This window comes from Reyranella sp. (assembly GCF_965228225.1).
GTDB lineage: Bacteria > Pseudomonadota > Alphaproteobacteria > Reyranellales > Reyranellaceae > Reyranella.
Genome location: NZ_OZ245801.1, coordinates 511,893 through 535,652, shown reverse-complemented (window position 1 = coordinate 535,652; position 23,760 = coordinate 511,893). Strand labels below are relative to the sequence as shown.

General features: G+C 65.1%; 20 protein-coding genes and 1 pseudogene. 7 read left to right on the top strand and 14 right to left on the bottom strand.

Going from position 1 to position 23,760, the window contains the following annotated elements:
- Positions 1-57 precede the first annotated feature (57 nt).
- Positions 58-504 carry a flavodoxin domain-containing protein gene (locus tag ACO07K_RS02550; RefSeq protein ID WP_298310105.1) on the top strand — a complete coding sequence of 149 codons (447 nt, stop codon included), beginning with the start codon at positions 58-60 and terminating at the stop codon, positions 502-504.
- A gap of 156 nt (positions 505-660) precedes the next feature.
- Here the strand turns inward: ACO07K_RS02550 and ACO07K_RS02545 are convergent, their stop codons facing one another.
- The 3 genes from ACO07K_RS02545 to ACO07K_RS02535 form a co-directional block, all read right to left on the bottom strand.
- Positions 661-1,743: an adenylate/guanylate cyclase domain-containing protein gene (locus ACO07K_RS02545; RefSeq protein WP_422034354.1), complete on the bottom strand. Its 1,083-nt coding sequence runs from the start codon at positions 1,741-1,743 to the stop codon at positions 661-663.
- Positions 1,744-1,859: 116 nt separating this feature from the next.
- On the bottom strand, positions 1,860-2,756 hold the full coding sequence (locus ACO07K_RS02540; RefSeq protein WP_422034353.1) for an SDR family NAD(P)-dependent oxidoreductase: 897 nt from the start codon (positions 2,754-2,756) through the stop codon (positions 1,860-1,862).
- 9 nt (positions 2,757-2,765) lie between these two features.
- Entirely contained in the window at positions 2,766-4,016 is a 1,251-nt protein-coding gene (locus ACO07K_RS02535; RefSeq protein ID WP_422034352.1) for a thiolase family protein, read from the bottom strand.
- Between the two features lie 71 nt (positions 4,017-4,087).
- Here ACO07K_RS02535 and ACO07K_RS02530 point away from each other — a divergent pair, with 71 nt between their 5' ends.
- Entirely contained in the window at positions 4,088-5,491 is a 1,404-nt protein-coding gene (locus ACO07K_RS02530; protein ID WP_422034351.1) for an FAD-binding oxidoreductase, read from the top strand.
- A gap of 170 nt (positions 5,492-5,661) precedes the next feature.
- Here ACO07K_RS02530 and ACO07K_RS02525 read toward each other — a convergent pair whose 3' ends face one another.
- The 4 genes and pseudogenes from ACO07K_RS02525 to ACO07K_RS02510 all read right to left on the bottom strand — a co-directional run bounded on the left by ACO07K_RS02525 (position 5,662) and on the right by ACO07K_RS02510 (position 7,517).
- Positions 5,662-6,168 carry a hypothetical protein gene (locus tag ACO07K_RS02525; RefSeq protein ID WP_422034350.1) on the bottom strand — a complete coding sequence of 169 codons (507 nt, stop codon included), beginning with the start codon at positions 6,166-6,168 and terminating at the stop codon, positions 5,662-5,664.
- A 121-nt stretch (positions 6,169-6,289) separates the two neighbouring features.
- Positions 6,290-6,637, bottom strand: a complete 348-nt coding sequence (locus ACO07K_RS02520; protein WP_422034349.1) for a RidA family protein — start codon at positions 6,635-6,637, stop codon at positions 6,290-6,292.
- Between the two features lie 69 nt (positions 6,638-6,706).
- A pseudogene (locus ACO07K_RS02515) lies at positions 6,707-7,111 on the bottom strand (VOC family protein).
- 55 nt (positions 7,112-7,166) lie between these two features.
- Positions 7,167-7,517 (bottom strand): RidA family protein, encoded by a 351-nt coding sequence (locus tag ACO07K_RS02510; RefSeq protein WP_422034348.1) that lies wholly within the window; start codon positions 7,515-7,517, stop codon positions 7,167-7,169.
- A 115-nt stretch (positions 7,518-7,632) separates the two neighbouring features.
- Between ACO07K_RS02510 and ACO07K_RS02505 the strand changes: the two genes are divergently transcribed.
- Positions 7,633-8,856, top strand: a complete 1,224-nt coding sequence (locus ACO07K_RS02505; protein WP_422034347.1) for a CaiB/BaiF CoA transferase family protein — start codon at positions 7,633-7,635, stop codon at positions 8,854-8,856.
- Positions 8,857-8,876: 20 nt separating this feature from the next.
- Positions 8,877-9,722 carry an amidohydrolase family protein gene (locus tag ACO07K_RS02500; RefSeq protein ID WP_422034345.1) on the top strand — a complete coding sequence of 282 codons (846 nt, stop codon included), beginning with the start codon at positions 8,877-8,879 and terminating at the stop codon, positions 9,720-9,722.
- A gap of 84 nt (positions 9,723-9,806) precedes the next feature.
- Here ACO07K_RS02500 and ACO07K_RS02495 read toward each other — a convergent pair whose 3' ends face one another.
- A complete protein-coding gene (locus ACO07K_RS02495; protein WP_422034344.1) occupies positions 9,807-11,390 on the bottom strand; it encodes a peptide chain release factor 3 in 1,584 nt (527 codons plus the stop codon).
- A gap of 182 nt (positions 11,391-11,572) precedes the next feature.
- Between ACO07K_RS02495 and ACO07K_RS02490 the strand changes: the two genes are divergently transcribed.
- A complete protein-coding gene (locus ACO07K_RS02490) occupies positions 11,573-12,832 on the top strand; it encodes a hypothetical protein (protein ID WP_422034343.1) in 1,260 nt (419 codons plus the stop codon).
- A gap of 17 nt (positions 12,833-12,849) precedes the next feature.
- Here ACO07K_RS02490 and ACO07K_RS02485 read toward each other — a convergent pair whose 3' ends face one another.
- On the bottom strand, positions 12,850-15,792 hold the full coding sequence (locus tag ACO07K_RS02485) for a hypothetical protein (RefSeq protein WP_422034342.1): 2,943 nt from the start codon (positions 15,790-15,792) through the stop codon (positions 12,850-12,852).
- A 233-nt stretch (positions 15,793-16,025) separates the two neighbouring features.
- Between ACO07K_RS02485 and ACO07K_RS02480 the strand changes: the two genes are divergently transcribed.
- A complete protein-coding gene (locus ACO07K_RS02480; protein WP_422034341.1) occupies positions 16,026-17,453 on the top strand; it encodes a M20 family metallopeptidase in 1,428 nt (475 codons plus the stop codon).
- 139 nt (positions 17,454-17,592) lie between these two features.
- On the opposite strand, the gene ACO07K_RS02475 is transcribed toward ACO07K_RS02480, so the two are convergent.
- Positions 17,593-19,401: an ABC-F family ATP-binding cassette domain-containing protein gene (locus ACO07K_RS02475; RefSeq protein ID WP_422034340.1), complete on the bottom strand. Its 1,809-nt coding sequence runs from the start codon at positions 19,399-19,401 to the stop codon at positions 17,593-17,595.
- An 89-nt stretch (positions 19,402-19,490) separates the two neighbouring features.
- On the opposite strand from ACO07K_RS02475, the gene ACO07K_RS02470 reads away from it, so the two are divergent.
- Complete coding sequence (locus ACO07K_RS02470) at positions 19,491-19,826, top strand: DUF1491 family protein (RefSeq protein ID WP_298317273.1); 336 nt, start codon at positions 19,491-19,493, stop codon at positions 19,824-19,826.
- 101 nt (positions 19,827-19,927) lie between these two features.
- Here ACO07K_RS02470 and ACO07K_RS02465 read toward each other — a convergent pair whose 3' ends face one another.
- From ACO07K_RS02465 to serS, 4 genes are all read right to left on the bottom strand, one after another.
- Positions 19,928-20,809: a peptidoglycan DD-metalloendopeptidase family protein gene (locus ACO07K_RS02465; protein WP_422034339.1), complete on the bottom strand. Its 882-nt coding sequence runs from the start codon at positions 20,807-20,809 to the stop codon at positions 19,928-19,930.
- Positions 20,810-21,025: 216 nt separating this feature from the next.
- Complete coding sequence (locus ACO07K_RS02460) at positions 21,026-21,658, bottom strand: protein-L-isoaspartate(D-aspartate) O-methyltransferase (protein ID WP_422036620.1); 633 nt, start codon at positions 21,656-21,658, stop codon at positions 21,026-21,028.
- A gap of 24 nt (positions 21,659-21,682) precedes the next feature.
- Positions 21,683-22,480 carry a 5'/3'-nucleotidase SurE gene (gene surE, locus ACO07K_RS02455; protein WP_422034338.1) on the bottom strand — a complete coding sequence of 266 codons (798 nt, stop codon included), beginning with the start codon at positions 22,478-22,480 and terminating at the stop codon, positions 21,683-21,685.
- Positions 22,477-23,760 (bottom strand): serine--tRNA ligase, encoded by a 1,284-nt coding sequence (gene serS / locus ACO07K_RS02450; protein ID WP_422034337.1) that lies wholly within the window; start codon positions 23,758-23,760, stop codon positions 22,477-22,479. The genes surE and serS overlap by 4 nt, the downstream gene beginning before the upstream one ends.

The window sequence follows — 23,760 nt, the reverse complement described above, 5'->3', positions numbered from 1 at the left end:
ATCTGCCGCGCCATCCGGTCGCGTCGCATCGCGGCACTCCGTCCCGTATCCGGGAGCATGGCCACGATCCTCATCCTGGTCGGCACCGAATCGGGCAATGCCCAGATGGTGGCCGACGCGCTGCAACCCGTGCTGGCGAGTGCCGGGCACGCCGTCGACGTCACCGACAAGGCCGCGACCGCTGCCGACCTGCAGGCGCACGACGTGCTCCTCGTGGTCTGCGCGACCCACGGCTCGGGCGACATCCCGACCAACATCCTGCCACTCGTGGAGGCGCTGCAGCGCGACAGGCCCGACCTGTCGGGCCACCGCTACGGCGTCATCGCGCTGGGCGACATGACCTACCAGGACACGTTCTGCGGCGGCGGCAAGAAGGTCGACCAGGTCCTGGAACTGTGCGGCGCCCGGAAGGTCGGCGACCGCCTCGAAATCGACGCCTCGGAACAGCCCCTGCCCGACGAGGAAGCCCTCACCTGGATCGAAGGCTGGAAGACGAAGGTTTGATCTTCCTCTTCTCCTCCCCCTTCAAATGGGGAGGTGGTGGCGCCTCACGGCTTGTAACCAAGCCGCTTCGCCGTCGGAGGGGTCATATCCTTGAAACGCCCATGACCCCATCGCCCCGTAAGACGGGGCACTTCCCCATCTGAATGGGGAAGCAATTCAATCCGGCAGCGTGAAGATCTCCACCGGCTCGCGGACGCCGCGCAGGCGGTGTTTGCCCAGAGACTTCATCGGCCGCGGGCAATCGGCGTTGAATTCGGCGGAGGCACAGACGCGGACGCCCAGCGCCTTGGTGAGGCCCTCCAGCCGCGAGGCGCGGTTGACGGCGGAGCCGATGACGGTGAAGTCGAGCCGGTCCTCGGTGCCGATGTTGCCGAAGGTCACCGTGCCGACATGGAGCCCGATGCCGAACCTGATCGGCTCGGCGCCGGCGGTGGCGCGGGCCTCGTTGGCGGCTTCGGCGTCGGAGATCAACTGGCGCGCGGCGTCCAGAGCGGCGGCCGTCACCATCGGCATGAACAGCGCATCCTCGGCCGGGAAATAGGCCATCACACCGTCGCCGATGAACTTCAGGATCTCGCCGCCGTGCTTGGACAGCGCGTCGCCCACCAGCTGGAAATAGTTGTTCAGCAACTCGAGCACCTGGTCGGGCGGCAGGCGCTCGTTGAGGCCGGTGAAATCGCGCAGGTCGGAGAACCACAGCACCGCGCGAATCTCCTCGCCGTCGCCGCGGCGGATCATGCCGTGCAGGATGCGCTCGCCGACATGGCGGCCGAGATAGGTCTGGGCGACGGTCTGGGCGACGCTCTCCTCGATGTGCATCTCGGTCACGGCGCCCATCATGTCGACGAGGCGCGTGAGATCGTCGATGTCGGCCTCGCTGAAGCCCTCCTTGCGGTCGGTCGCGAAGGCCACGACCGGCAGCGGCCCGTCGCGGCGGATGTGCATCGGCAGCGAGAAGTAATCGGTGCCGCCACCCTCCTTCACCTCGTGCAGCACGTGATGGTGGCGCTCGGTCAGGCGATCGAGCCGGTAGCGGACCGGCGTTCCCCCTTCCCGCACTTCCTGGATCGGGCTGCCGATATAGGCCGGGGTGAACTGCACGCCGTAGGCGCGGGTGATCGACTCGACACGCTCGCCGCGCCGCCACAGATAGCCCATCGCCTGGAGCTGCGGATGGACGAGCTGAAGGCCGACATACATGCGCCAGACCGGCACGCCAGCCTCGAGCACGCGGTTCATCAGCTGCTCGATGAAGGCGTCCGGCCTCCTGATGAGCCGGCCTTCCCGCAGCAGCCATTTCCCGACCGGCAGCAGCCGATCCGCTGCCGGTGCGATGGCGGGAGACGCCTCGCCGCTCAGGAGCCGCTCACGACGGCGGCGACTTCCTCACCGGAGGTGCGGAAGACGCGGCTGGCCGAGACGTCGGCGATCTTCTCGATATTGTCGGCCACATCCTCGATGGTCGGCGCGCGGCCATCGATGCGCAGACCCTCGGCCTCGCGATACTCGATGCGCGCGAAGGTGCCGGCGCCGGCGCTCCAGATGTCGCCGGTGCGCTGGCACTGTTCGCTGCACAGATAGGCGACCATCGGCGAGACGAACTCGGGCCTCAGCTTGGCCAGCGCCTCCGGCGTCATCAGGCTCTCGGTCATGCGCGTGGCCGCGATCGGCGCAAGCGCGTTCATCATGATGTTGTACTTCTGGCCTTCCAGGCGCAGCGCGTTCATGAAGCCCACGACCGCGAGCTTGGCGCCGCCATAGTTGGACTGGCCGAAGGTGCCGTAGATGCCGGAGTTCGAGGACGTCACGACGATGCGGCCATAGGCCTTGGCGCGCAGGATCGGCCAGGCCGCATGCGTCACATAGGCGGTGCCGAGGAAGTGGACCTTCACGACGAACTCGAAATCCTCGGTCGTCATGTTGTGGAACGTCTTGTCGCGCAGCACGCCCGCATTATTGACCACGATGTCGACCGTGCCGAAGGCATCGACGGCGGTCTTCACGATGTTGGCGGCGGTCGCGGCCTCGGCGACGGAATCGTAGTTGGCGACGGCGATGCCGCCCGCCGCCTTGATCTCGTCCACCACCTTGTCGGCCGCGGCGTGGCCACCGCCTTTACCGTCGACCGCGCCACCCGGATCGTTCACGACCACCTTGGCGCCGCGGCTGGCCAGCAGGAGCGCATGCGCGCGGCCGAGCCCGTTGCCCGCGCCGGTGACGATGGCGACGCGATTGTCGAAGCGGATTGTCATGTCTTTCCTCTACTCTTTCTTGAGAATCACGACGGAGGCCACGGCCTCCTCCATGCCGATCACGCCGCCGCCATTCTCGGCGAGCGCGACCTTGGCCCCTTCCACCTGGCGCGCGCCGGCCTCGCCGCGCAGCTGCGTGGCGAGTTCGGCCAGCATCGACAGGCCGGTGGCGCCCACCGGATGGCCCTTGGAGACCAGGCCGCCCGACGTGTTCACCGGCAGCTTGCCGCCCGGCCCGGTGGCGCCCGATTCGACGAATTTGCCACCTTCGCCCTCGGGGCAGAAGCGCAGCATCTCGCACTGGTAGATCTCGCAGAAGCTGGTGGCGTCATGGACCTCGGCGACGTCGATGTCCTCCGGCCCGAGGCCCGCCATCTTGTAGGCCTTGTCGGCGGCTGCCCGCGTGAGGCCGGGTTCGTCGAGGTTGCGGTACATGCCGCCCGAGAAGCCGACGCCCGCGATCTTGATGGCGCGGTCCTGGACCTGCTTCGGCTGCTTTTCGAGATACTCCGCCGAGCACAACAAGGCGGCCGCGGCGCCGTCGCCGATCGGCGCGCACATGGCGCGGGTCAGCGGGAACGACACCGGGCGGTCCTCCATCACCGACTGCGGCGTCATCTGGAAGCGGTACTGGGCCTTCTCGTTCAACGCGCCGTAATTGTGGTTCTTGGCCGCGCCGGCGGCGATCTGGGCCTGCGTCGTGCCGTACTTCCACATGTGCCACTTGGCCTGCATGGCATAGGTATCCATGAAGATGGTGCGGTCATCGCCCGGCTTGAACTCCGAGCCGACCATCTTGCCCACCCGGTTCATCTCCTCGACCAGCCGGTCGTGCTGGCTGGTGATGTAGCCCTGGTTGAACAGGCCGGCCGTACGCTCGGGCGCCTCCGGGCTGAACAGCTTCTCGACACCGAGGCAGAAGGTGAGCTCGTGGGTGCCGGCCAGCACGTCCTTCCAGGCGCCCATGAAGGCGGTCGAGGCGGTGGCGCAGGCATTCTCGACGTTGAACATCGGCACCCGCTCGGGGAACAGCCCCTCCTCGACCAGCGGCTGGAACAGCGCCTGGCCGCGGATCGAGTTCTGGCCCCAGAAGCCCATGCCGCAATTGCCCAGCCAGCCGGTCTCGATGTCGCTGCCCTTGTCCATGCCGGCATCGGCCAGGGTGCCCAGATAGGCCTCGCGGGCGAGGTCGCCGAAGCTCAGGCCGGGGTGCTTCTTGAAGACGGTGGTGTAGGCGCCGATCATGTAGACGTCGCGCATGGGGCGGTTTCCTCAGGTTGGCTTTGGCCGCATTTGAGCGTATCCAAACGGCTTACGCTAGGAGAACGAACATGGCTGTAGCGGCCCAGGCGAGACCCCTCAACGTCGATGCCACGATCGCCGAGCTCAGGGCGCTGTTCGGCGACCGGGTCAGCACCGCGCACGCGGTGCGCGAACAGCATGGCAAGGACATTTCGTATCACGAAGCCCACCTGCCCGACGCCGTGGTCTTCGCCGAATCGACCGAGGAAGTGCAGCAGATCGTCCAGCTCTGCGCCCGCCACAAGACCCCGATCATCCCGTTCGGCACCGGCACCTCGCTGGAGGGCCATATCAGCGCCCCCAACGGCGGCATCTCGCTCGACGTCAGCCGCATGAACAAGATCCTGCAGGTCAACGAGGCCGACCTCGACGTGATCGTGCAGCCCGGCGTCACCCGCAAGCAGCTGAACGAGTATCTCCCCGCGACCGGCCTGTTCTTCCCGATCGATCCCGGCGCCGACGCCTCGATCGGCGGCATGACCAGCACCCGCGCCTCCGGCACCAACGCCGTGCGCTACGGCACGATGCGCGAGAACGTGCTGTCGCTGCAGGTCGTGACGCCCGACGGCCGGATCATGCAGTTGGGCCGCCGCTCGCGGAAGTCGAGCGCGGGCTACGACCTGGTGAAGCTGTTCGTCGGCTCCGAGGGCACGCTGGGCGTCATTACCGAGATCACGCTTCGCCTCTACGGCACGCCGGAATCGATGGTCGCCGCGACCTGCGCGTTCGACAGTCTCGAGGGCGCGGTCAACACGGTGATCCAGACCATCCAGTCCGGCATCCCGGTGGCGCGCATCGAGCTGATGGACACCTACACGGTCGACACGGTGAACCAGTATTCAAAGCTCACGCTGCCGCAGAAGAACCTGCTGCTGCTGGAATTCCACGGCACCGAGGCCGGCACCAAGGAACAGGCCGAGATGGTGCAGGCCATCGCCGCCGAGCATGGCGGCGGCGACTTCGCCTGGACCAACCAGGCCGAGGAACGAAGCAGGATGTGGCAGGCCCGCCACGACGCCGCCTGGGCCGCCAAGGCCTACAAGCCGGGCTGGGGCATGTGGGCGACCGACGTCTGCGTGCCGATCAGCAAGCTCGCCGAATGCATCCTCGAGACGCAGAAGGACATCCAGGCCAACGGCCTCTACGCGCCGATCGTCGGCCATGTCGGCGACGGCAACTTCCATCTCACCATGATGGTCGATCCCAGCGACCCGACCTACCTGCCCAAGGCCGAGGCGCTGAACGACCGCATGGTGGCGCGCGCCCAGCATCTCGGCGGCACCTGCACCGGCGAGCACGGCGTCGGCATCGGCAAGATCAAGTATCTCTACGCCGAGCACGGCGAGGCGATGTCGCTGATGCGCGCGATCAAGAAGGCGATCGACCCGGACAACATCATGAACCCGGGCAAGATCATCGGGCCGATCAACTAGCTGCGGATCGCCGCTTTCCGGCCGTGCGATCGCGCCTTGCAGAAAGCGAAAGGTCCCTCGCTTCGCTCGGGATGACAATCTTGTGGGCAGTGGCGCAGTGCGCCGGTTCAGCAAGAGATGTCATCCCGAGCGCAGCCAGGGACCCTTGGATTTCAGCCGCGAGGCCCAAATCACCCGCCCGAGTCGACGATGCATTCCTTGACGCGCTTCCAGGCGGCGGGGGCGCTCTTGCCGAGGTTGACGTCGTCGCGGTCCTCGCTGCCGCCCAGCAGCATGCTGTAGCCGCCCTTGGCGGCGATGATCTCGATGGCCGCCGGCGGCATCACGACCCACATGCGCTTCCCGTCGGCCTCGATCGCGAGATCCCATTGCATGCCGTTCGCCGGCTCCCGCAGGGGAACGACGATGGAGTTGGGGAACTTGCCCTTGCGACCTTCGGCGCGGACGCTGAGATAGGAGTGGCCGTCGGTGCGCATCGCCATGATGTCGTCGCGGCCGCCGACACGACGGAAGGCACGGCAATTGGTGACGCCGCTCGGCTCCTTCGTCCGCGAGAAGTTCCAGCTGTCGAAGCCCTTGCCGTAAGGCTGCGCGTTCTGCGCCAGCGCCACCGAAGACAATCCCGCGAGGCATAGGCCCGCCAGGCACAGGCCCGCCAGTACGCTCTTCACCACCATCTACCCTCTCCCCAGAGTTCGGGCGAATAGAAGCCGACGCCGGGCAATTTCGTCAAGACAGCGCCCCCAAAAGCAAAAGGGCCGGCGGATGCCGGCCCTTCGTCTCGAAACAGGTACGCGCTTACTTGGCGGCCTGGATCATGATCTCGACGCTGAGACCCGGCGCCGCGAGCTTGGCTTCGACGGTGGCGCGGGCCGGGGCGTTGCCGGGGGAGACCCAGGCGTCCCACACCTCGTTCATCTGGCTCCAGGTCGAGATGTCGGTCAGCCAGATGTTGGCGGAGAGCACCTTCGACTTGTCGGTGCCGGCTTCGGCCAGGAACTTGTCGACCTTGTCGAGGATCTGCTTGGTCTGGCCCTTCACGTCGGCCTTGGCGTCGTCGGCGGTGAGGCCGGCGAGATAGACCGTGTTGCCGTGGACCACGGCGCTGCTCATGCGGGCGCCGGCGTTGATGCGGGTGACGCTCATAGACTTTCTCCTTCTTGGAATTCGAAGCGGCGGGACCTTAGCAGATCACGGGCTGCACCCGTAAAGGCTTTACCGGAAAGGATGCTGCCAGGATTTGTAGACGGCTTCGAGGCTGTAACCGTCAGGATCCAAGACGTTGGCAGCGTAGTAACGTGGATCGTAGTGCAGCCGCGGACCCGGCGCGCCATTGTCGGTCGCTCCGGCCGCAACGGCGGCCATATGGAACGCATCGACCTCGGCCTCACTGGACGCCACGAAGCCAACATGGGTCGCACGGCTATCGGCCTGGCCGGGCCTGAGCTAGAAGAACACGCGACCCTCGCGGCCGAACCCTTTCAGGTCTGGATGGCCCGGTGGCCCATCCCTGCCGTCGTAATCGAGCACATGGCCGATCCCCAGCGGCGCAAGCGCCCGCTCGTAGAAGGCGATCGACCGACGAACGTCGCGAACGGTGACAAATACATGGTCGAGCATCGATCTTCCTCCCGTGGAGTGGTGGTGCGTTGGAGGATCTGGGCCTCGCAGGATCTTAGATCGCCGCGACGACCATGATTTCGACCTTCATGTCGGGGTCGTTCAGCCGCGCCTCGACGGTGGCGCGGGCGGGCGTGTGGCCCGGCACGACCCAGGCGTCCCAAACTTTATTCATGGCGGCAAAATCGGAGATATCGCTCAGCCAGATCGTGGCGGTGAGGATCTTCGACTTGTCGCTGCCGCCCTTGGCCAGCAGCGAGTCGATCTCGGCCAGCGCCTGTTGCACCTGGCCGGTGATGTCGAGGCTCGTATCCTCGGGGATCATGCCCGAGCAGTGGATGCGGTTGCCCAGGATGACGGCCTCGCTCATGCGCGGGCCGCAGTCGATTCGCGTGATGATGCTCATGATCCGCTCCTCATAAAGCGCCCTGTCCCCTCGCACAACGGACCGGAGACGCACTCCGCACTGCCCGCGCCGCCGGATCGCGTTACAGTTCGAGCAAGCCTACCGGAGAAACGCCATGACCATCCGCCGCCCCCTCGACGGGATGCTCGTCCTCGATCTCGGCCAGATCTACAACGGCCCCTATTGCGGGCTGCAGCTGGCCTTCATGGGCGCGCGCGTGCTCAAGATCGAGCCGCCGGAGGGCGACGTGGTGCGCCGCCGCAAGCGCGAGGTCGAGCCCTATCCGCTGGTCATGCTGAACTCCAACAAGGAGTCGGTCGTCCTCGACTTCAAGCAGCCGCGCGGCAAGGAGATCTTCCTCGACCTCGTCGCCAAGGCCGACGTGCTGATCGAGAACTTCGCCGCCGGCGTCATGGACCGGCTCGGACTGGGCTACGACGTGCTGAGCAAGCTGAACCCGCGCCTGGTCTATGGCGGCAGTTCGGGCTTTGGCCTCGACGGTCCCTATCGCGACCTCGCCGCCATGGACGTCACCATCCAGGCGATGAGCGGCATCACCAACGCCACCGGCGACGCCGACGGGCCGCCGACCAAGGCCGGCGCCGCGGTCTGCGACTTCCTCGCGGGCATCCATCTCTGCGCCGGCATCCTGGGCGCGCTCGTGCAGCGCGAGCGCACGGGCAAGGGCCAGCGGGTCGAGGTCGCCATGCACGAGGCCGGCGCGATCTCGATCGCCTCGGCGCTGGGCGCGGTGATGGACGGCGACAAGAACGTGCCCGACCGCACCGGCAACCGTCACCCCGCGCTCGCCATGGCGCCCTACAACACCTATCGCTGCCGCGACGGCTATGTCGCGATCTTCACCTCGGCCGAGCGGCACTGGACGTCGATGTGCGAGATGCTGGGCCGCCAGGACTGGCTCGCCAATCCCGAGTTCGCGACCACACCCGGCCGCGCCCGGAACATGGACCTGATCGACGATGCGGTCGGCGCCTGGACGTTGCCCAAGTCGAAAGACGAAGTGCTGGCCGCGCTCACCGAAGCGCGTGTCCCCTGCGCCCCGGTGAAGACCGCGCGCGAGGTCGCCTACGATCCGCATCTCGAGGCGCGCGGCTTCTGGGTCGATGTCGACCATCCGCGCCGCGGCAAGACGCGTGTGCCGATCTCGCCCATCCGCCTCCACACCGGCGGCAAGTCGGAGATCAAGCGCCCGGCGCCAACCCTGGGGCAGCATACCGATGCGGTGCTGGGCGAACTGCTCGGCCTCGACACGGGAGCGCTCGAGAAGCTGCGCACCGACGAAGTGACGGTGCCGGTGACGGAACGGAAGAAGAAGTAACAAGAGAAAGGAAACGCGCCATGCCGATCATCGATTCCCAGGTCCATGCCTACGAGGCCAATACGCTGCAACGGCCATGGGCCACCGTGCCGAACTGGCCCGCGCACGTGACTGGCGACGAGATGGTGGCGGCGATGGACGCGGTCGGCGTCGACGGCGCGATCATGATCTCGCCTTTCGCGACGTACCGCTATGACGCCAGCTACGCCGAGGACGTGGCGCGCCGCCATCCAAACCGCATGGCCATCGTAAAGCCGGTCGATCCCGACGACGAGAACGTGGCCGACGTGATCGCCAAGTGGAAGGAGACGCAGGGCGCCGTCGGCATCCGCATCTTCCTGCGCGAGGAGGAAAAGCGCGGCGCCGACCATCCCGGCCTCGACCGCATCTGCAAGGCCGCCGTCCAGTACGACCTGCCGCTCAATTTCCTGTTCTGGGGCCGGGTCGACGAAGGCATGCAGATCATCGATCGCCATCCCGAGACGCGCTTCATCGTCGACCATCTCGGCATCCTGCAGCCGCGCGTCCCGCCGGCGCCCGCCGAGCCCTGGGCCGACCTGCCGAAGATCCTCGACCTCGCCAGGCGCCCGAACGCCGTGATCAAGATCAGCGGCGCCTGCACGCTCTCCAGGCAGCCCTATCCGTTCCCCGACATCTGGGACCCGCTGAAGCGCATCTTCGACGCCTGGGGCTTCGAGCGCTGCCTCTGGGGCACCGACTGGACCCGCGCCTTCGCCGTCGTGAACTACGAGGACGCGGTGAAGCCGTTCCTGGAAACCAAGACGCTCAGCGACAGCGAACGCGCGATGCTGATGGGCGGCGCCTGCGCCAAAGCCTACGGCTGGTCGCCCTCCAAGTCATCCTGAGCGCAGCGAAGGATCTCGCGCGAGCCACGGAGTACTCCGGTCGCTCCGCAAGGTCCTTCGCTGCGCTCAGGACGACAGGTTGAGTTAAGAACGCTCGCGAATATCCGAGAACTTCACCTTGGGGCTTTTCTCGGCGATGTAGCCCAGCTCCCAGGCGTTGCGGGCCAGGAACACCGGGGAGCCGTCGCGGTCCTCGGACATGCCGCCGCGATTGGCCGACATGAACTCCTCCAGATCGGCCTTGGTCTCGGCCGAGATCCAGCGCGCGGTTTCGAACGGCGCGGGCTCGAGGTCGATATGGACGTTGTACTCGGCCTCGACGCGGGTCTTGAGCACGTCGAGCTGCAGTTCGCCGACGACGCCCACGATATGGTCGCCGCCGATGACCCGGCGGAACACCTGGGTCACACCCTCTTCCGCCAGATCCTCGAGCGCGCGCCGGAGCTGCTTGGACTTCATCGGGTCCTCCAGCCGCACGCGGCGCAGGATTTCCGGCGCGAAGTTCGGGATGCCGACGATCTTCAGCGTCTCGCCCTCGGTCAGCGTGTCGCCGACGCGCAGCACGCCGTGATTGGGAATGCCGATGATGTCACCGGGCCAGGCCTCGTCGACGATCTCGCGCTCGCGGGCGAAGAACAGGATCGGCGAGTTGACCGACAGAACCTTCGACGTGCCCATCTGCGTCAACTTCATGCCGCGGCGGAACTTGCCGCTGCACAGGCGCAGGAAGGCGATGCGGTCGCGATGGTTGGGGTCCATGTTGGCCTGGACCTTGAACACGAAGCCCGAAACCTTGGGCTCGGTCGGCTCGATCGGCCGCGGCTCGGCGGGCTGCGGCCGCGGCGGCGGCGCCCAGGCGGCGATCGCGTCGAGCAATTCCTTCACGCCGAAATTGTTGTAGGCCGAGCCAAAGAACACCGGCGACAGGTGGCCGGCGCGATAGCTTTCGAGATCGAACGCGGGATAGCCCGCGCGCACCAGCTCGACCTCGTCCGCGAAGTTGGGATCGGCGATCGTGTAGTTCTCGATCACCTCGCCGATGCGGCTCCGGTCGGTGTTGTCGAACACCAGCATGCGGTTGTTGTTGAGATCATAGGTGCCCTTGAAGTTCTGGCCCGAACCGGTCGGCCAGGTCATGGGCGAGACGTCGAGCGCCAGGGTCGAGGCGACCTCGTCCAGGAGCTCGATCGGGTCCCTGGACTCGCGGTCCATCTTGTTGATGAAGGTGATGATCGGCACGTCGCGCAGGCGGCAGATCTCGAACAGCTTGCGGGTGCGCGCCTCGATGCCCTTGGCGGCGTCGATCACCATCACCGCCGAATCGACGGCGGTCAGCGTGCGGTAGGTGTCCTCGGAGAAGTCCTCATGGCCCGGCGTGTCGAGCAGGTTGAAGACGGCGCCGCCATACTCGAAATGCATCACCGAGGTGGTGACCGAGATGCCGCGCTGCTGCTCGATCTTCATCCAGTCCGAGCGCGCCCGCCTAGCCTCGCCGCGCGCCTTCACGGCGCCCGCGACATGGATGGCGCCGCCGAACAGCAGCAGCTTTTCCGTCAGCGTCGTCTTGCCGGCGTCGGGATGCGAGATGATCGCAAACGTGCGCCTGAGCCCGGCGGGATGGCCGGCCAGGCGGGCGTCGGAAGCGGGAAGAGCGGCGGAATCGGGCACTTTTTGGGGGTCCTTCGGGGTGGCGTGGGGGTAGCGGACAGGTCCGTTGGCGTCAACTGAGGCGGGGGACGCTTCTCCCCCCCCTCCGCTTGCCCTGGCGCTTGGTCGCACTGCCGAGGTTTGTTAGTAGGGCGCCGGCTTTTACCGGCCGCGCGTGGGCCGGAGCGAATGGATTGGGGTCGATGGACAAGAAGAAGGCGGGCAGTACGCCAATCGCGCTACGCGTGCTGAAAGAGCTGGTGCTGCCGCTGGCCGGCGGCGCCGCCTACGGCACGCTGGTGGCCCAGGCCAAGCAGATGCCGCTCGACGGCGTGACGGCCGGCGGCGTGGCGTTCTTCTGCATCCTGGCGGCGCAAGGGCTGGTCCTGCGCGCCGCGCGGTCGGCCCGGGCCGAGGCACCGGCGCCGGCCGCCGTCAGCGCCCCCGCTCCCGAGCCCCTGAAGCTCCCCGCCCCCGAGAAAGCGCCGGAGAAGGAACCGGAGCCCGCGCCCGCGCTCATCGCCGCGCCGACGGTCGAGCCGATCGTCGAGCCCGTCGCCAAGCCGGTCGAGGAGCCGGCCCCTGTTCCCGTTCCGGCGCTCGTCCCCGAGCCTGCGGCGAAGCCCGACCCGAAGCCTGCCCCCAAGCCCGCCAACGATTTCGTCAGCATCCGGGTCGGCATCGAGGAGCTGAAGGAGCAAGGCGCCCTGCCCGAACCCGAGCCGGAAAAGCCGGAAGACGGCCAGCGCCCGCTGTTCCGCAACCTCGCCCACGCCCCCACCAAGCGGACCCCCGTGGAGGCGCTGGCGCCGAAGCAGCTGCTCGACCTCAAGATGCCCTACCAGGCGGTGCTGAACGCCGCCGTGAACTTCGAACGCGAGGTCAAGCGCCAGGCCGACATGGCCGACGACCGGACCGCCACACTCGAAAGCCTGTTCGAGGCGACGCGCTTCAACCTGTCGAAGGACCGGCTACGCCAGCTCGATACGCTGCGCCGCATCCGCAACAACATCCTCCACGGCTTCGAAACCCTGGTCGATCCGACCGAAGCCGCCGCCCTCGTCGCCGCCTTCGACAAAGCAGCGACATGGTTCGATCCAGCCAACGTTGAGCCGGTGGAGCCTGCGAAGGACGAGGCCGAGACGCCGGCGAAGGACGAAGCGGAGAAGCCCGCCGAAGATGAGGCTGAGGAGACCTCGAACACGGAAGCCGAAGAGGCCATCAAAGAAGAGGTAAAGGCTGTCGTCGAGGACGAGGAGCCTGCGAACGCGGAAACAGAAGAGCCCGAGAAAGAAGAAGTAAAAGCCGTCATCGACGACGAGGAGCCTGCGAACTCGGAAGCAGAAGAGCCCGTGAAAGAAGAAGTAAAAGTCATTGTCGAAGACGAGGAGCCCGTGAGGGAAAAGACAGAGAAACTCGCCACAGCCGAGCTGGAGAAAAAAGACAACGTCGCTCAAAGGTGAGCAAGGTTCGCAGCCGACTACTCGATATCTCTTGACCAGCGGAAAATGTTTTCGTGCTCAATATCATCTGAGGAATGATTGAAGCGCTCGTCTAGAATCCGCTTGATGGCAACAAAGTCCGGTGTCTGACGGCGGTTCTTGACATTCCAGGTCTTACTAGCCGCGACAGTGAGCATTTTTTCCTGTAGTTCCGCAGCCTCCTTGGTCAACCAAGTTGGGTCGAAAATGCCATTTTCTTGATTCTCAAACGCTTCGAGTTGTTCAAAGTATGCCGCCTTGAAAGCTTCAGCACTTTGCTCCGCCCCGGTAACGCCCAAACGAGCCATGTGTGCCTGAAGCCCTAAATTGAAAATGATGGCCATGATCTGCCAGTCAAGCAGCCCATTTCGGTGCAGATTCTCGAGCAAAATCTGAGTTTGGGGGTCTGCAATCAAGGTTGGTGCTACAGAACGAAGATATGGAGTCATCCTTCGGTACCTGTTTTCAAGATGCTCCTTCGCAACCTCCTTCGAATAGGTTGACGCTGGCCCTGTGCGCCACGCGAGCTCCGGCGCTTCCAACGGGCTTAGTTCAGCTAGTTGATTTGGTTTCTCTATCAGAGTTGGATCGAAGCCGAATTCACGAAACTCCGCAGCTTGCTTCAGCATATCCGCCGCCGGTCGAACCCAGAATGCCTTTTGATACAAGCCCCGCTTAAGTCGCTGTTCCAGCTCCAATAGGAACTGTTCATCTGAAAGGCCGGTAACCTGATTGAGCATCATCGTGACTATCGCCAATGAATACTCAATTTCTCCCTTTGCTGATATTGCCTCCCAATCGATTGGCAGCCGCAACATCCACCTGAGTTGGCCATTATCAGGCAATTGCTCGATCTGCGGCTGATCAACATTTGCTACTGACAACTCAACTTCGACGTTTGACGGCAAGATGAGAAGATCCGCATTTGCCAGATCAACCTGAACAATCTGCAGGATTGTCGCCAGTTCCTCCGCTGCCAAACGGTCCGCCGAATCGCAACGAATCGTCCATCTAATTCCTAGCGCTCGCCATTCCACGACAACCGCCTGCCCCAAGTCGGTAAACAGCGAATAGCCGATCTCGGCAGCAAGATGAGCCTCGACATCTGCCTTCGAATAATTACCCCATGGTGGTCGGTTTCCGACTTCTACGACTGATTGACGAAGGTCTGCGGGTAATCCTAGCCGATCGATCAGAGTATCGACCTGCGGCTGTAAATCTGGCGCACATTTCAAGATCATTGCACGAATTGTTGCGCTATTACTTATCGCCTCAGCGATATGCTCGTGCTTTTCAAGGTCACCTGGCTCCGCAGCAAAGTTAAAATGGAGTTCCATCGCCAGGGCAATCGTCGCAAGTGCGCTACGCCCGCCGCCAGCCTTCAAGTAAGTCTCAGCGACAGCCAGCGCTCCGCGAGAAGAATATCTTGTGAGATTCTTGTCAGTACTGCGGCTCGCGACAAACATTGCTATCATCGCATAGTATCGTGCCGCCAATGGCAGATTTAGTTTGAGATACCATTGCGACAACAAATACATGGCCAATATCGAGCCTTGCATCGTCTCTGCCGCAAACCAACCTTCCTTTGTCCTTTGAAGCTGATCGATAGCGGGCAGAAGTTGTCCGTCCTTCGCGTAGGCAATAGCCCTGTTACGACACTGCTCTGCAGCGGCTGCTTTACCTTCGCGCTTCCCGACTATCTCGTCGACACGATCAGCTAGCGAAATGAACTTTTCTTCACGTCCCAATGCCGGAACCGTCACCTCAAGAATAGCAGCAAACCTCTGCACCTCACAGAACGGGTCATGCTCCGCAACATCAAGCGCCAGTGCCCACCATTCGAGGCATTTTCTAGCGCGCTCCTTTGAATTCGAAACGAAGAAGCGCTGCAACTCAGCTCCGCCGCGAGCCTTCAAAAGTATGTATCTCTCACTTGCAAGATTCTGCTTGCTCAGAGCCCGGTCCAACTTCTCAGCCACCATCTCTAACCAATGGTCGACCACCCCCTTCGGAGCATTGAAGCGCCCCATATGTGTTGCCGAGTGGCAGTAAGAAACTAGAACTCCAGCATCTTCGAGTTCACCTGCACTAGGTTCGTCACCTAATGTCGCAAAATAAGTTGTAACAGCCTGACGCTCGGGATCGAGTACTCCTCGTCCACGCAATTGCGCAACGGATATCTCGTAAAGTGCATTTCGCCTTAGCTGACTTTCCACATCGTCCGCGACCGGGCGCATCAGCTTAATCCAATCCCCGAGATCCGGCTTTATGTTCTCAGTAAATGTCGCCTGCCTAAGTCCACGTTTCACCTCCAGAAACTCTGCAAAGTTCCCGATATTGCGAGCGCCATTGAGCCACTTGGTACGAAGCTCCTCATACTCTTCGGAGCCTTCAACCCGAGGATACATCTCTGTTGGGATCGACAAGAATTGCGTTGCCATCCAGAATGCATCTGCATCTGCAAGCATGTCTGAGATGGCTTGTCCGTCGAATATCTCAAGCTCCGAGCTGTGAGTTGATTTGCACTCCTTGATTAGCGAATGGCGCTTGGCAACTGGAAGATCTGGCACCGAAAAATAGTAGACAGCATCAACCTTCGAACCAGACGAGAAAATTGTTTCAATATCAGACGCAATCTTAGCCACGAGATTCTTGTTAAGAGTGCATGCAAACACCAAGTTTTTGTCGCTTACTCTGCCTACAAATGCGTTTTCAGCAATTGACGTCCGTCCCAGATGAGTCCTGAAGGTTTCGAAGTCTCGCCCCTGATCACCGCCTGCCTGTACGGGACCTGTCGCAGGCAACAGATTCGAACAGATGCGAATACGTGCCAGCTCAAAGGCTAATGCCTCGAATGCATGATGATCATTCCGCTGGCTCATTTGCTCTAGCTGGAAGCGAATATATCGCTTCAACTCGACGCGGTTGTTTGTGCCGGCCATCTACGGTTCCACCTCAGAAGCCAGTACTGGCTCTTCAAACCTCTGTCGGCCTTCGCCCCCCTGCAAGCGGCGTCCCAGCCCTAAACAACGAAACGTATGCCAATCTTGGACGAGAGAATACAACCTTTGATACCACCGCGGCTTCTTCGCGGCTTGTTTACTGACAATCGTTATTCTTCCACACTTAAACTTCTGGCCTAGCAAGAACGAGGAACACGGCTAAACTCCCGCCCATGAACCCCGACCAGATCAAGACCTTCATCGGCAGCTTCTGGGACGACCAGATCCTGCCGTCGCTCACCGAGTACATCCGCATCCCCAACAAGTCGCCGTCGTTCGACCCGAAGTGGGAGGAGAACGGCTACATGGAGCAGGCGGTCACGCTGATGACCGACTGGGCGCGGCCGCACGTTGCCGCCTTCGCGGGCGCGACGATGGAGGTGGTGCGGCTGCCCGGGCGCACGCCGCTGATCTTCATCGAGATCCCGGGCGACGACAACGACGACACCGTCCTGCTCTACGGCCATCTCGACAAGCAGCCCGAGATGAAGGGCTGGGCCGAGGGCATGGGGCCGTGGATCCCGGTGCGCAAGGACGACAAGCTCTATGGCCGCGGCGGCGCCGACGACGGCTACGCGATCTATGCCTGCTTCGCCGCGCTATTGGCTCTCAAGGAGCAGGGCATCCCGCGCACCCGCTGCGTCATCATGATCGAGGGCTGCGAGGAATCCGGCAGCTACGACCTGCCCTTCTATGTCGACCACCTGCTCGACCGCATCGGCGATCCGTCGCTGGTCGTCTGCCTCGATTCCGGCTGCGGCGACTGGGACCGGATGTGGCTCACCACGTCGCTGCGCGGCATCGCGGCCGGCACGCTCAAGGTGCGGGTGCTGAACGAGGGCGTGCATTCGGGCGACGCGTCGGGAATCGTGCCCTCCTCCTTCCGCATCACGCGCGCGCTGCTCACGCGCCTGGAGGACGAGGCGACCGGCGAGATGAAGCTGCCGGAGCTGTTCGTGCAGATCCCGCCGCAGCGCATCGCCCAGGCCTCCGAGGCCGCGCGCGTGCTGGGCGAGGAGGTCTATCGCAAGTTCCCGTTCGCCGGCACGACCAAGCCGATGGTCGAGGATCTCGGCCAGATGGTGCTGAACCGCACCTGGCGGCCGCAGCTCGCGACCGTGGGCATGGCGGGCTATCCCGAGCCGGTCGATGCCGGCAACGTGCTGCTGCCCTACACCGAGGCCAAGATCAGCGTGCGCACGCCGCCGACGCTCGACGCCAAGGAGGCCGTGAAGGCCATGAAGAAGGCGCTGGAGTCCGATCCGCCCTATGGCGCGACCGTCGAGTTCGATGCCGGCGAAGGCGGCCAGAGCGGCTGGCACGCGCCGCCGCTGGCGCCATGGCTGGAGACGGCGGTGAACGACGCCTCGCAGGAGGCCTTCGGCCAGCCGGTCGCCTACATGGGCGAAGGCGGCACGATCCCCTTCATGGGCATGCTGGGCGACAAGTTCCCCAAGACGCAGTTCGTGATCACCGGCGTGCTCGGGCCGCATTCGAATGCGCATGGGCCGAACGAGTTCCTGCACATTCCCACGGGCAAGAAGGTGACCGTCGCGACCGCGCTGATGATCGCGGCGCATTACGAGCGGAAGAAAAAATAGAAATCCCGTCGTCCTGAGCGGAGCGCAAGGCGCGCAGTCGAAGGACCTTTTTTCGCTTCAACAGGCCGTGCGCCGGATGAGAGGTCCTTCGACTACGCCACCCTGCGGGTGGCTCCGCTCAGGACGACGGGCTTTTTCTTTAACCGCTCAATTCCTCGCGCAGCATTTCGAGTTCGAGCCATTCCGTCTCGGCAGTCTCGATCTCGGCTTGGGCGGTGCCGATGCGGTTGGTCTTGGTCTGGAAGGACTTGGGATCGCGGCGGTAGAGATCGGGATCGGCCAGCGCCTTTTGTAGCGTGGCGATCTCGGCCTGCAGGGCTTCGATCTTCTTCGGCAGTTCGACCAAGGCGCGTTCGCGCTTGTAGCCGAGGCGGGCCTTGCCCTGCGCTGCCGGCTTCGGCGCGGCCGGCTTGTCCTTTGCGCGTGACGGCGTGACGCCCGTCGGCTCCACCCTCGGGCCGCGCTGGGCCACGTAGTCGCTGTAGCCGCCGGCATACTCGGTCGCCGTACCGTCGCCTTCGAGCACGATGGTCGAGGTGACGAGCCGGTCGAGGAAATCGCGGTCATGGCTCACCAGCAGGACGGTGCCGTCGTAATCGTCGAGCGCCTCCTGCAAGAGGTCGAGCGTGTCGGCGTCGAGATCGTTGGTCGGCTCGTCGAGCACGATCATGTTCGAGGGCGCGGCCAGCGCCTTGGCCAGCAGCAGGCGGTTGCGCTCGCCGCCCGACAAGGTGCGCACCGGCTGTCGCGCCTGCTCGTCGCGGAACAGGTATTCGCGCAGATAGGTCATCACGTGGGTGAGATGGCCGCGCACCAGCACATGGTCGTTGCGGTCGGCCAGCGTCTCCCACGGCGTCTTGTCGGGATCGAGGCCGATGCGGCGCTGGTCGATCACCACCGGCATCAGGTTCGAGCCCAGCTTCACCGTGCCGCTGTCGGGCTCGAGTTCACCCATCAGCATCTTGAGCAGCGTCGTCTTGCCGGCGCCGTTCGGTCCGATCAGGCCGATGCGGTTCTTGCGGAAGATGCGCGTCGAGAAATCCTCGACGATGGGCTTGTCGCCCCAGCGCTTGGTGATGTTGCGCGCGGTCACGACCAGCGCGCCCGAGGCCTCGGCGCTGCCGGCCTCGATCGAGGCGCGGCCGACGGGCCCGATCTGCTGGCTGCGCTGCTGGCGCAGGGCATTGAGCGCGCGCAGGCGGCCCTCGTTGCGTGTGCGGCGGGCGCGGATCGACTTGCCCGCCCACTCGGTCTCGCGCTCGATCAGCCGGTCGAGCTTGTGCCGCTCCGTCGCCTCGCGCTCGATGATGTCGTTCGACCAGGACTCGAACTCGCCATAGCCCTTGTCGAGGCGGCGCACGATGCCGCGGTCGAGCCACAGCACGGCGCGGGACAGGTTGGTGAGGAAGCGCCGGTCATGGCTCACCAGCACATAGGCGCCGCGCCACCTCGAAAGCTTCTCCTCCAGCCACTCGATGGTCGGCAGGTCGAGATGGTTGGTCGGCTCGTCGAGCAGCATGACGTCGGGCTCGCCGATCAGCACACGCGCCAGCGCCGCGCGGCGCGCCTCGCCGCCCGACAGGGTGGTCGGATCGCGCCCGCTGTCGAGCTTCATGTCCTCGAGGATGGCGGCGACGCGATAATCGTCCGGCCCCAGCGAATCGGTGAGGGCGGAGGCGACATAGTCGGCCACCGTGGCATGACCGGAGAAATCCGGCTCCTGCGGCAGGGTGGCGACGGTGGCGCCGGGCTGGGCGAAGCGCTCGCCGGAATCGGCGATCGGCGCGCCCGCCAGGATGCGCAGCAGGGTCGACTTGCCGGCGCCGTTGCGGCCGACCAGCGACAGGCGCTCGCCCGGCGCGATGCCGAGATCGACGCCGGCCAGGATGGTCTGGTCGCCGAGATGGAAGCGGATGCCGCTGAGCGCGAGGAGAGGAGGATCGGCCATGGAGCGCGCTGTATTGGCCGAACCCGTCCGCCTCGGCAAGGGCGAAGCCCGGGTTTGACGGGCCGGACGGCGCGCTTCATGAAAGCCTCATGGTAATGGGGCTCACCACCGGACTCTGGGTCAGCGCGCAGATTCGCCTGTGCGACCGCGCGTTCATTCCCGCAGCCGTCGTGCGGCGCGGCGATCCCGACGTCGGCACGGTGCTGCTGAAGATCAACCGCTTCGAGGCGGGCGTGACCGTCTTCACCCAGACCAGCACGCTCGACGATGAAGCGGCGTGGAGCCGCGGCACCGGCCCCTCGCCCGTCAGCGAGCCCGAAGCCGACGCCTACATCGCCCGCCAGGTCGCCCGCGATCCCGACCTCTGGGTCCTCGAAATCGAGGACCGCAAGGGCGAGTACAAGATGATCGGGAAGGTGGTTTAGGCCGAGCGAAGCTCGGCCCGCGAGCGTCAGGCCGCGGCTTGGTTACAAGCCGCTAAGCATAGCAATGTCCGGGAGCGCCGTAAGGAAGAACGTCCAAAGGCCTATTGCGCGCCGAGCACCGTCCTCGGATCGATGGTCTTGCCGGAGCGGCGGACCTCGAAATGGAGCTGCGGCTCGGCCGTTCCGCCGGAATTGCCGACCTTGGCGATGGTCTGGCCCTTCTTGACCGTGTCGCCCTTCTTCACGAGCAGCTCTTCGTTGTTGCCGTAGGCCGTGATGTAGCCGCCGGAATGCTCGATCAGCAGCAGGTTGCCCATGCGGGCGACCTCGCCGCCGGCATAGACGACCTTGCCGCCCTCGGCGGCCTTCACGGGCGTGCCCTTGGCGGCGGCGATGTCGATGCCGTCGTTCTTCTGGCCGCCCGACGTGCCATAGCTCGAGACGACCTTGCCATTGACGGGCCAGATCATCCGCGCCGGCGGCGTGGCCGGCACGGTGACCGACTGCGAGGCCTTGCTGAGCGGTGTGGGCTCGCCCGCGGGTGCGGCGGAGCGCGGCGCCTCACCCTGCGCGCCCGGCGGCGGCGCCAGGCCTTCGCGTTTCACCGACGACGGCGCATTGGGATTGGCGGCGGCGGTCTGGCTGGCGGGCTCGCCGTAGCTGTCCTGCACGAAGCGGGCGCCGGGCATGGCGAGCGACTGGCCGGGCTTCAGCGTATAGGGCGCCTTGAGGTTGTTGCGGTCGATGATGGTCTGCGACGGCACACCGTAGCGGCGCGACAGGCCGTCGACCGTGTCCTTGTCCTTCACGACGTAGACCGGAACGGCATTGGGGCCGGCGGCGGACCCGGGATATTCCATGGTGCCTTCACGGGCACCCATGACGGTGTTGCAGGCGCCGAGCGCGACCGACAGCACCGCCATTGTACCCAGCGTGTGCATCCGGCCGGCCCATCGCGAGGGGAAGCGAGGGGCTCTTTTCATGGTTCCATACTACCGCATTGAGATTCCGGCGGGAATAGGAGGCTCCGGACGTTCCGCAGCCGCGGAACGTCAGCGGCACCTAGCGCTGCAGGGAGCGCAGCGACCGAAGCGCGGAGGGCCGCCCGGTGCAGAATGAAGCGAAATGGTGAAACGCCCCCATCGTCGCCGTGAGACGGCGACACTTCCCCTTCGCGGGCTCCGCGAAGGGGAAGAAAGTCAGCCTGATCCAAGCACCGGCAGCGGGCCCGCAACCAGTGGCACGAACCTCACCGGCATCAGCGTGTCGCGTTGCAGGCCGCTCTCGTTCTTGACGATGCGCTCGACGACCTGGGAGGTGGGATCGCGGCCCACCGGCACGATCAGGATGCCGCCGACGGCCAGCTGGTCGATCAGCGCCTGCGGGCGCTCCTCGGCGGCGGCGGTGACGATGATGCGGTCGAACGGCGCCTGGCCGGGCCAGCCCTTGCTGCCGTCGTTGATGTCGACCACGACGTTGTAGATGCCGAGGTCGAGCAGCAGCCGCTCGGCGGCCTTGGAGAGCGGCTTGAAGCGCTCGACCGAGTAGACGCGGCGCGCCAGCCTGGCCAACACCGCGGCCTGGTAACCCGACCCGGTACCGATCTCCAGCACCTTCATGCGCGGCCCGACGCGCAGCGCCTCGGTCATGGCGGCGACCACCAGCGGCTGGCTGATCGTCTGGCCGAAGGCGATCGGAAGCGCCGTGTTCTCCCAGGCACGCTCGGCGAAGGTCTGAGTGACGAAGCGCTCGCGGTCGACCGAGGCGATGGCCGCCAGCACGTTCTCGTCGGCGATGCCCGAGTTGCGCAGCTCGGCGATCAGGCGCTGCATGGCGGGGACGTTCACGCAGCCCCCTCAGTCGAGTTCGACGGGGGCCGCCTCGAACTCCGCGACGAGCTTCCGGCGCATGCTTTCATGCGTCAGGTCGAGGTGCAGCGGGGTCACCGAGATGTGGCCCGAGCGGACGGCGGCGATGTCGCTCGCCTCGTCGATCTCGCTCTCCTGCGGGGCGTAGCCGATCCAGTAGTAGGTGCCGCCGCGCGGATCCTTGCGCTCGACGATATGCCCGCCGAAGCCGCGCGTGCCGGTGTGGGTGACCCGCACGCCCTGGACCGAGGCCGCGACCACGTCGGGGAAATTGACGTTGACCAGAACGTTGCGCGGCCAGTCGAGCGCCAGCACCCGGCGCGCCACGGCGGCGCCATGGGCGGTCGCGGTGCCCCATTTCACCGGATGATCGAAGGCAGACGCCTGGCTGAAGGCGATCGACGGGATGCCCAGCAGGCAGCCTTCCATGGCCGCCGCGATGGTGCCGGAATAGGTCACGTCGTCGGCGATGTTGGTGCCGCGGTTGACCCCCGACAGGACGAGGTCGGGCTTGCGGTCCTTCATCAGGTGCTTGACGGCGAACAGCACGCAGTCGGTCGGCGTGCCGTCGACCGCGAATTTGCCGTTGCTGACCTCGCGGGCCCGGATCGGCCGCGACAGCGACAGCGAATGGCCGGCGCCGCTCTGGTTGACCTCGGGCGCCACGATCCACACGTCGCTCGACAGCTGCGTGGCGATCTCGACCAGCGCCTCGAGGCCGGGCGCGTGGATGCCGTCGTCGTTGGTGACGAGAATGCGTGCCTTGGCGAGGTTGGGAACCTTCATCTCTTGGCGGGCGCGGGAATGAGTTCGAGGCCGCCCATGTAAGGACGCAGCGCCTCGGGCACCGTCACCGAACCATCCTCGTTCTGGTAGTTCTCCAGGACAGCGACCAGGGTGCGGCCGACCGCCAGCGCCGAGCCGTTCAGGGTGCACAGGAACCGCGTCCCCTTGCCCTCCTGCGGCCGGTAGCGCGCGTTCATGCGGCGGGCCTGGAAGTCGCCCATGTTCGAGCAGCTCGAAATCTCGCGATAGGCGTTCTGGCCGGGCAGCCAGACCTCGATGTCGTAGGTCTTGCGCGAGCCGAAGCCCATGTCGCCGCCGCACAGCACGACGGTGCGATAGGCGAGGCCGAGGCGCTTCAGCACCTCCTCGGCGCAGCCCGTCATGCGCTCGTGCTCGGCCGCCGCCTGCTCGGGCGTGGTGATGCTCACCAGCTCGACCTTGGGGAACTGGTGCTGGCGGATGATGCCGCGCGTGTCCTTGCCGGCCGACCCGGCCTCGGAGCGGAAGCAGGGCGTGAACGCGGTGAAGCGCAGCGGCAGCTCCTTCTCGTCCAGCACCATGTCGTTCACCAGGTTGGTGAGCGAGACCTCGGCGGTGGGGATCAGCCAGAAGCCGTTGTCGGTATGGAACATGTCCTCGGCGAACTTCGGAAGCTGGCCGACGCCATAGACGGCGGTATCCTTCACCAGCAGCGGCGGATTGACCTCGGTATAGCCGCCCTCGACCGTATGGAGGTCGAGCATGAACTGCGCCAGGGCCCGTTCCAGCCGCGCCAGATGCGCTTTCAGGAACACGAAGCGCGAGCCGGAGATCTTCACGGCGGCGGCGAAATCCATGTTGCCGGTCGCCTCGCCCAGCGCCACATGGTCCTTCGGCGGGAAGCTGAAGTTGCGCTGGTTGCCCTCGCGGCGGATCTCGACGTTGCCGATCTCGTCGGCACCCTCGGGCACCTCGTCGAACGGCAGGTTCGGGATCACTTCGAGGCGGATGCGCAGCTCCTCGTCGAGACGGCTCGCCTCGCGCTCGCCGTCCTTCAGGCTCTGCTCGAGATTGGCCACCTCGGCCATCAGCGCGTCGGCGTTCTCGCCCTTGCGCTTGGCCATGCCGATCTGCTGGCTGAGCGCCTTGCGCCTGGCCTGGATGGCCTCGCTTTCGGAGATGGCGGCGCGACGGCGCCTGTCGATGTCGAGGATCTCGGCCGAGAGCGGCGCCAGGCCGCGCTTCTTCAGGCCGGCGTCGAACGCTTCGGGGGTCTCCCGGATGAATCGTATGTCGTGCAT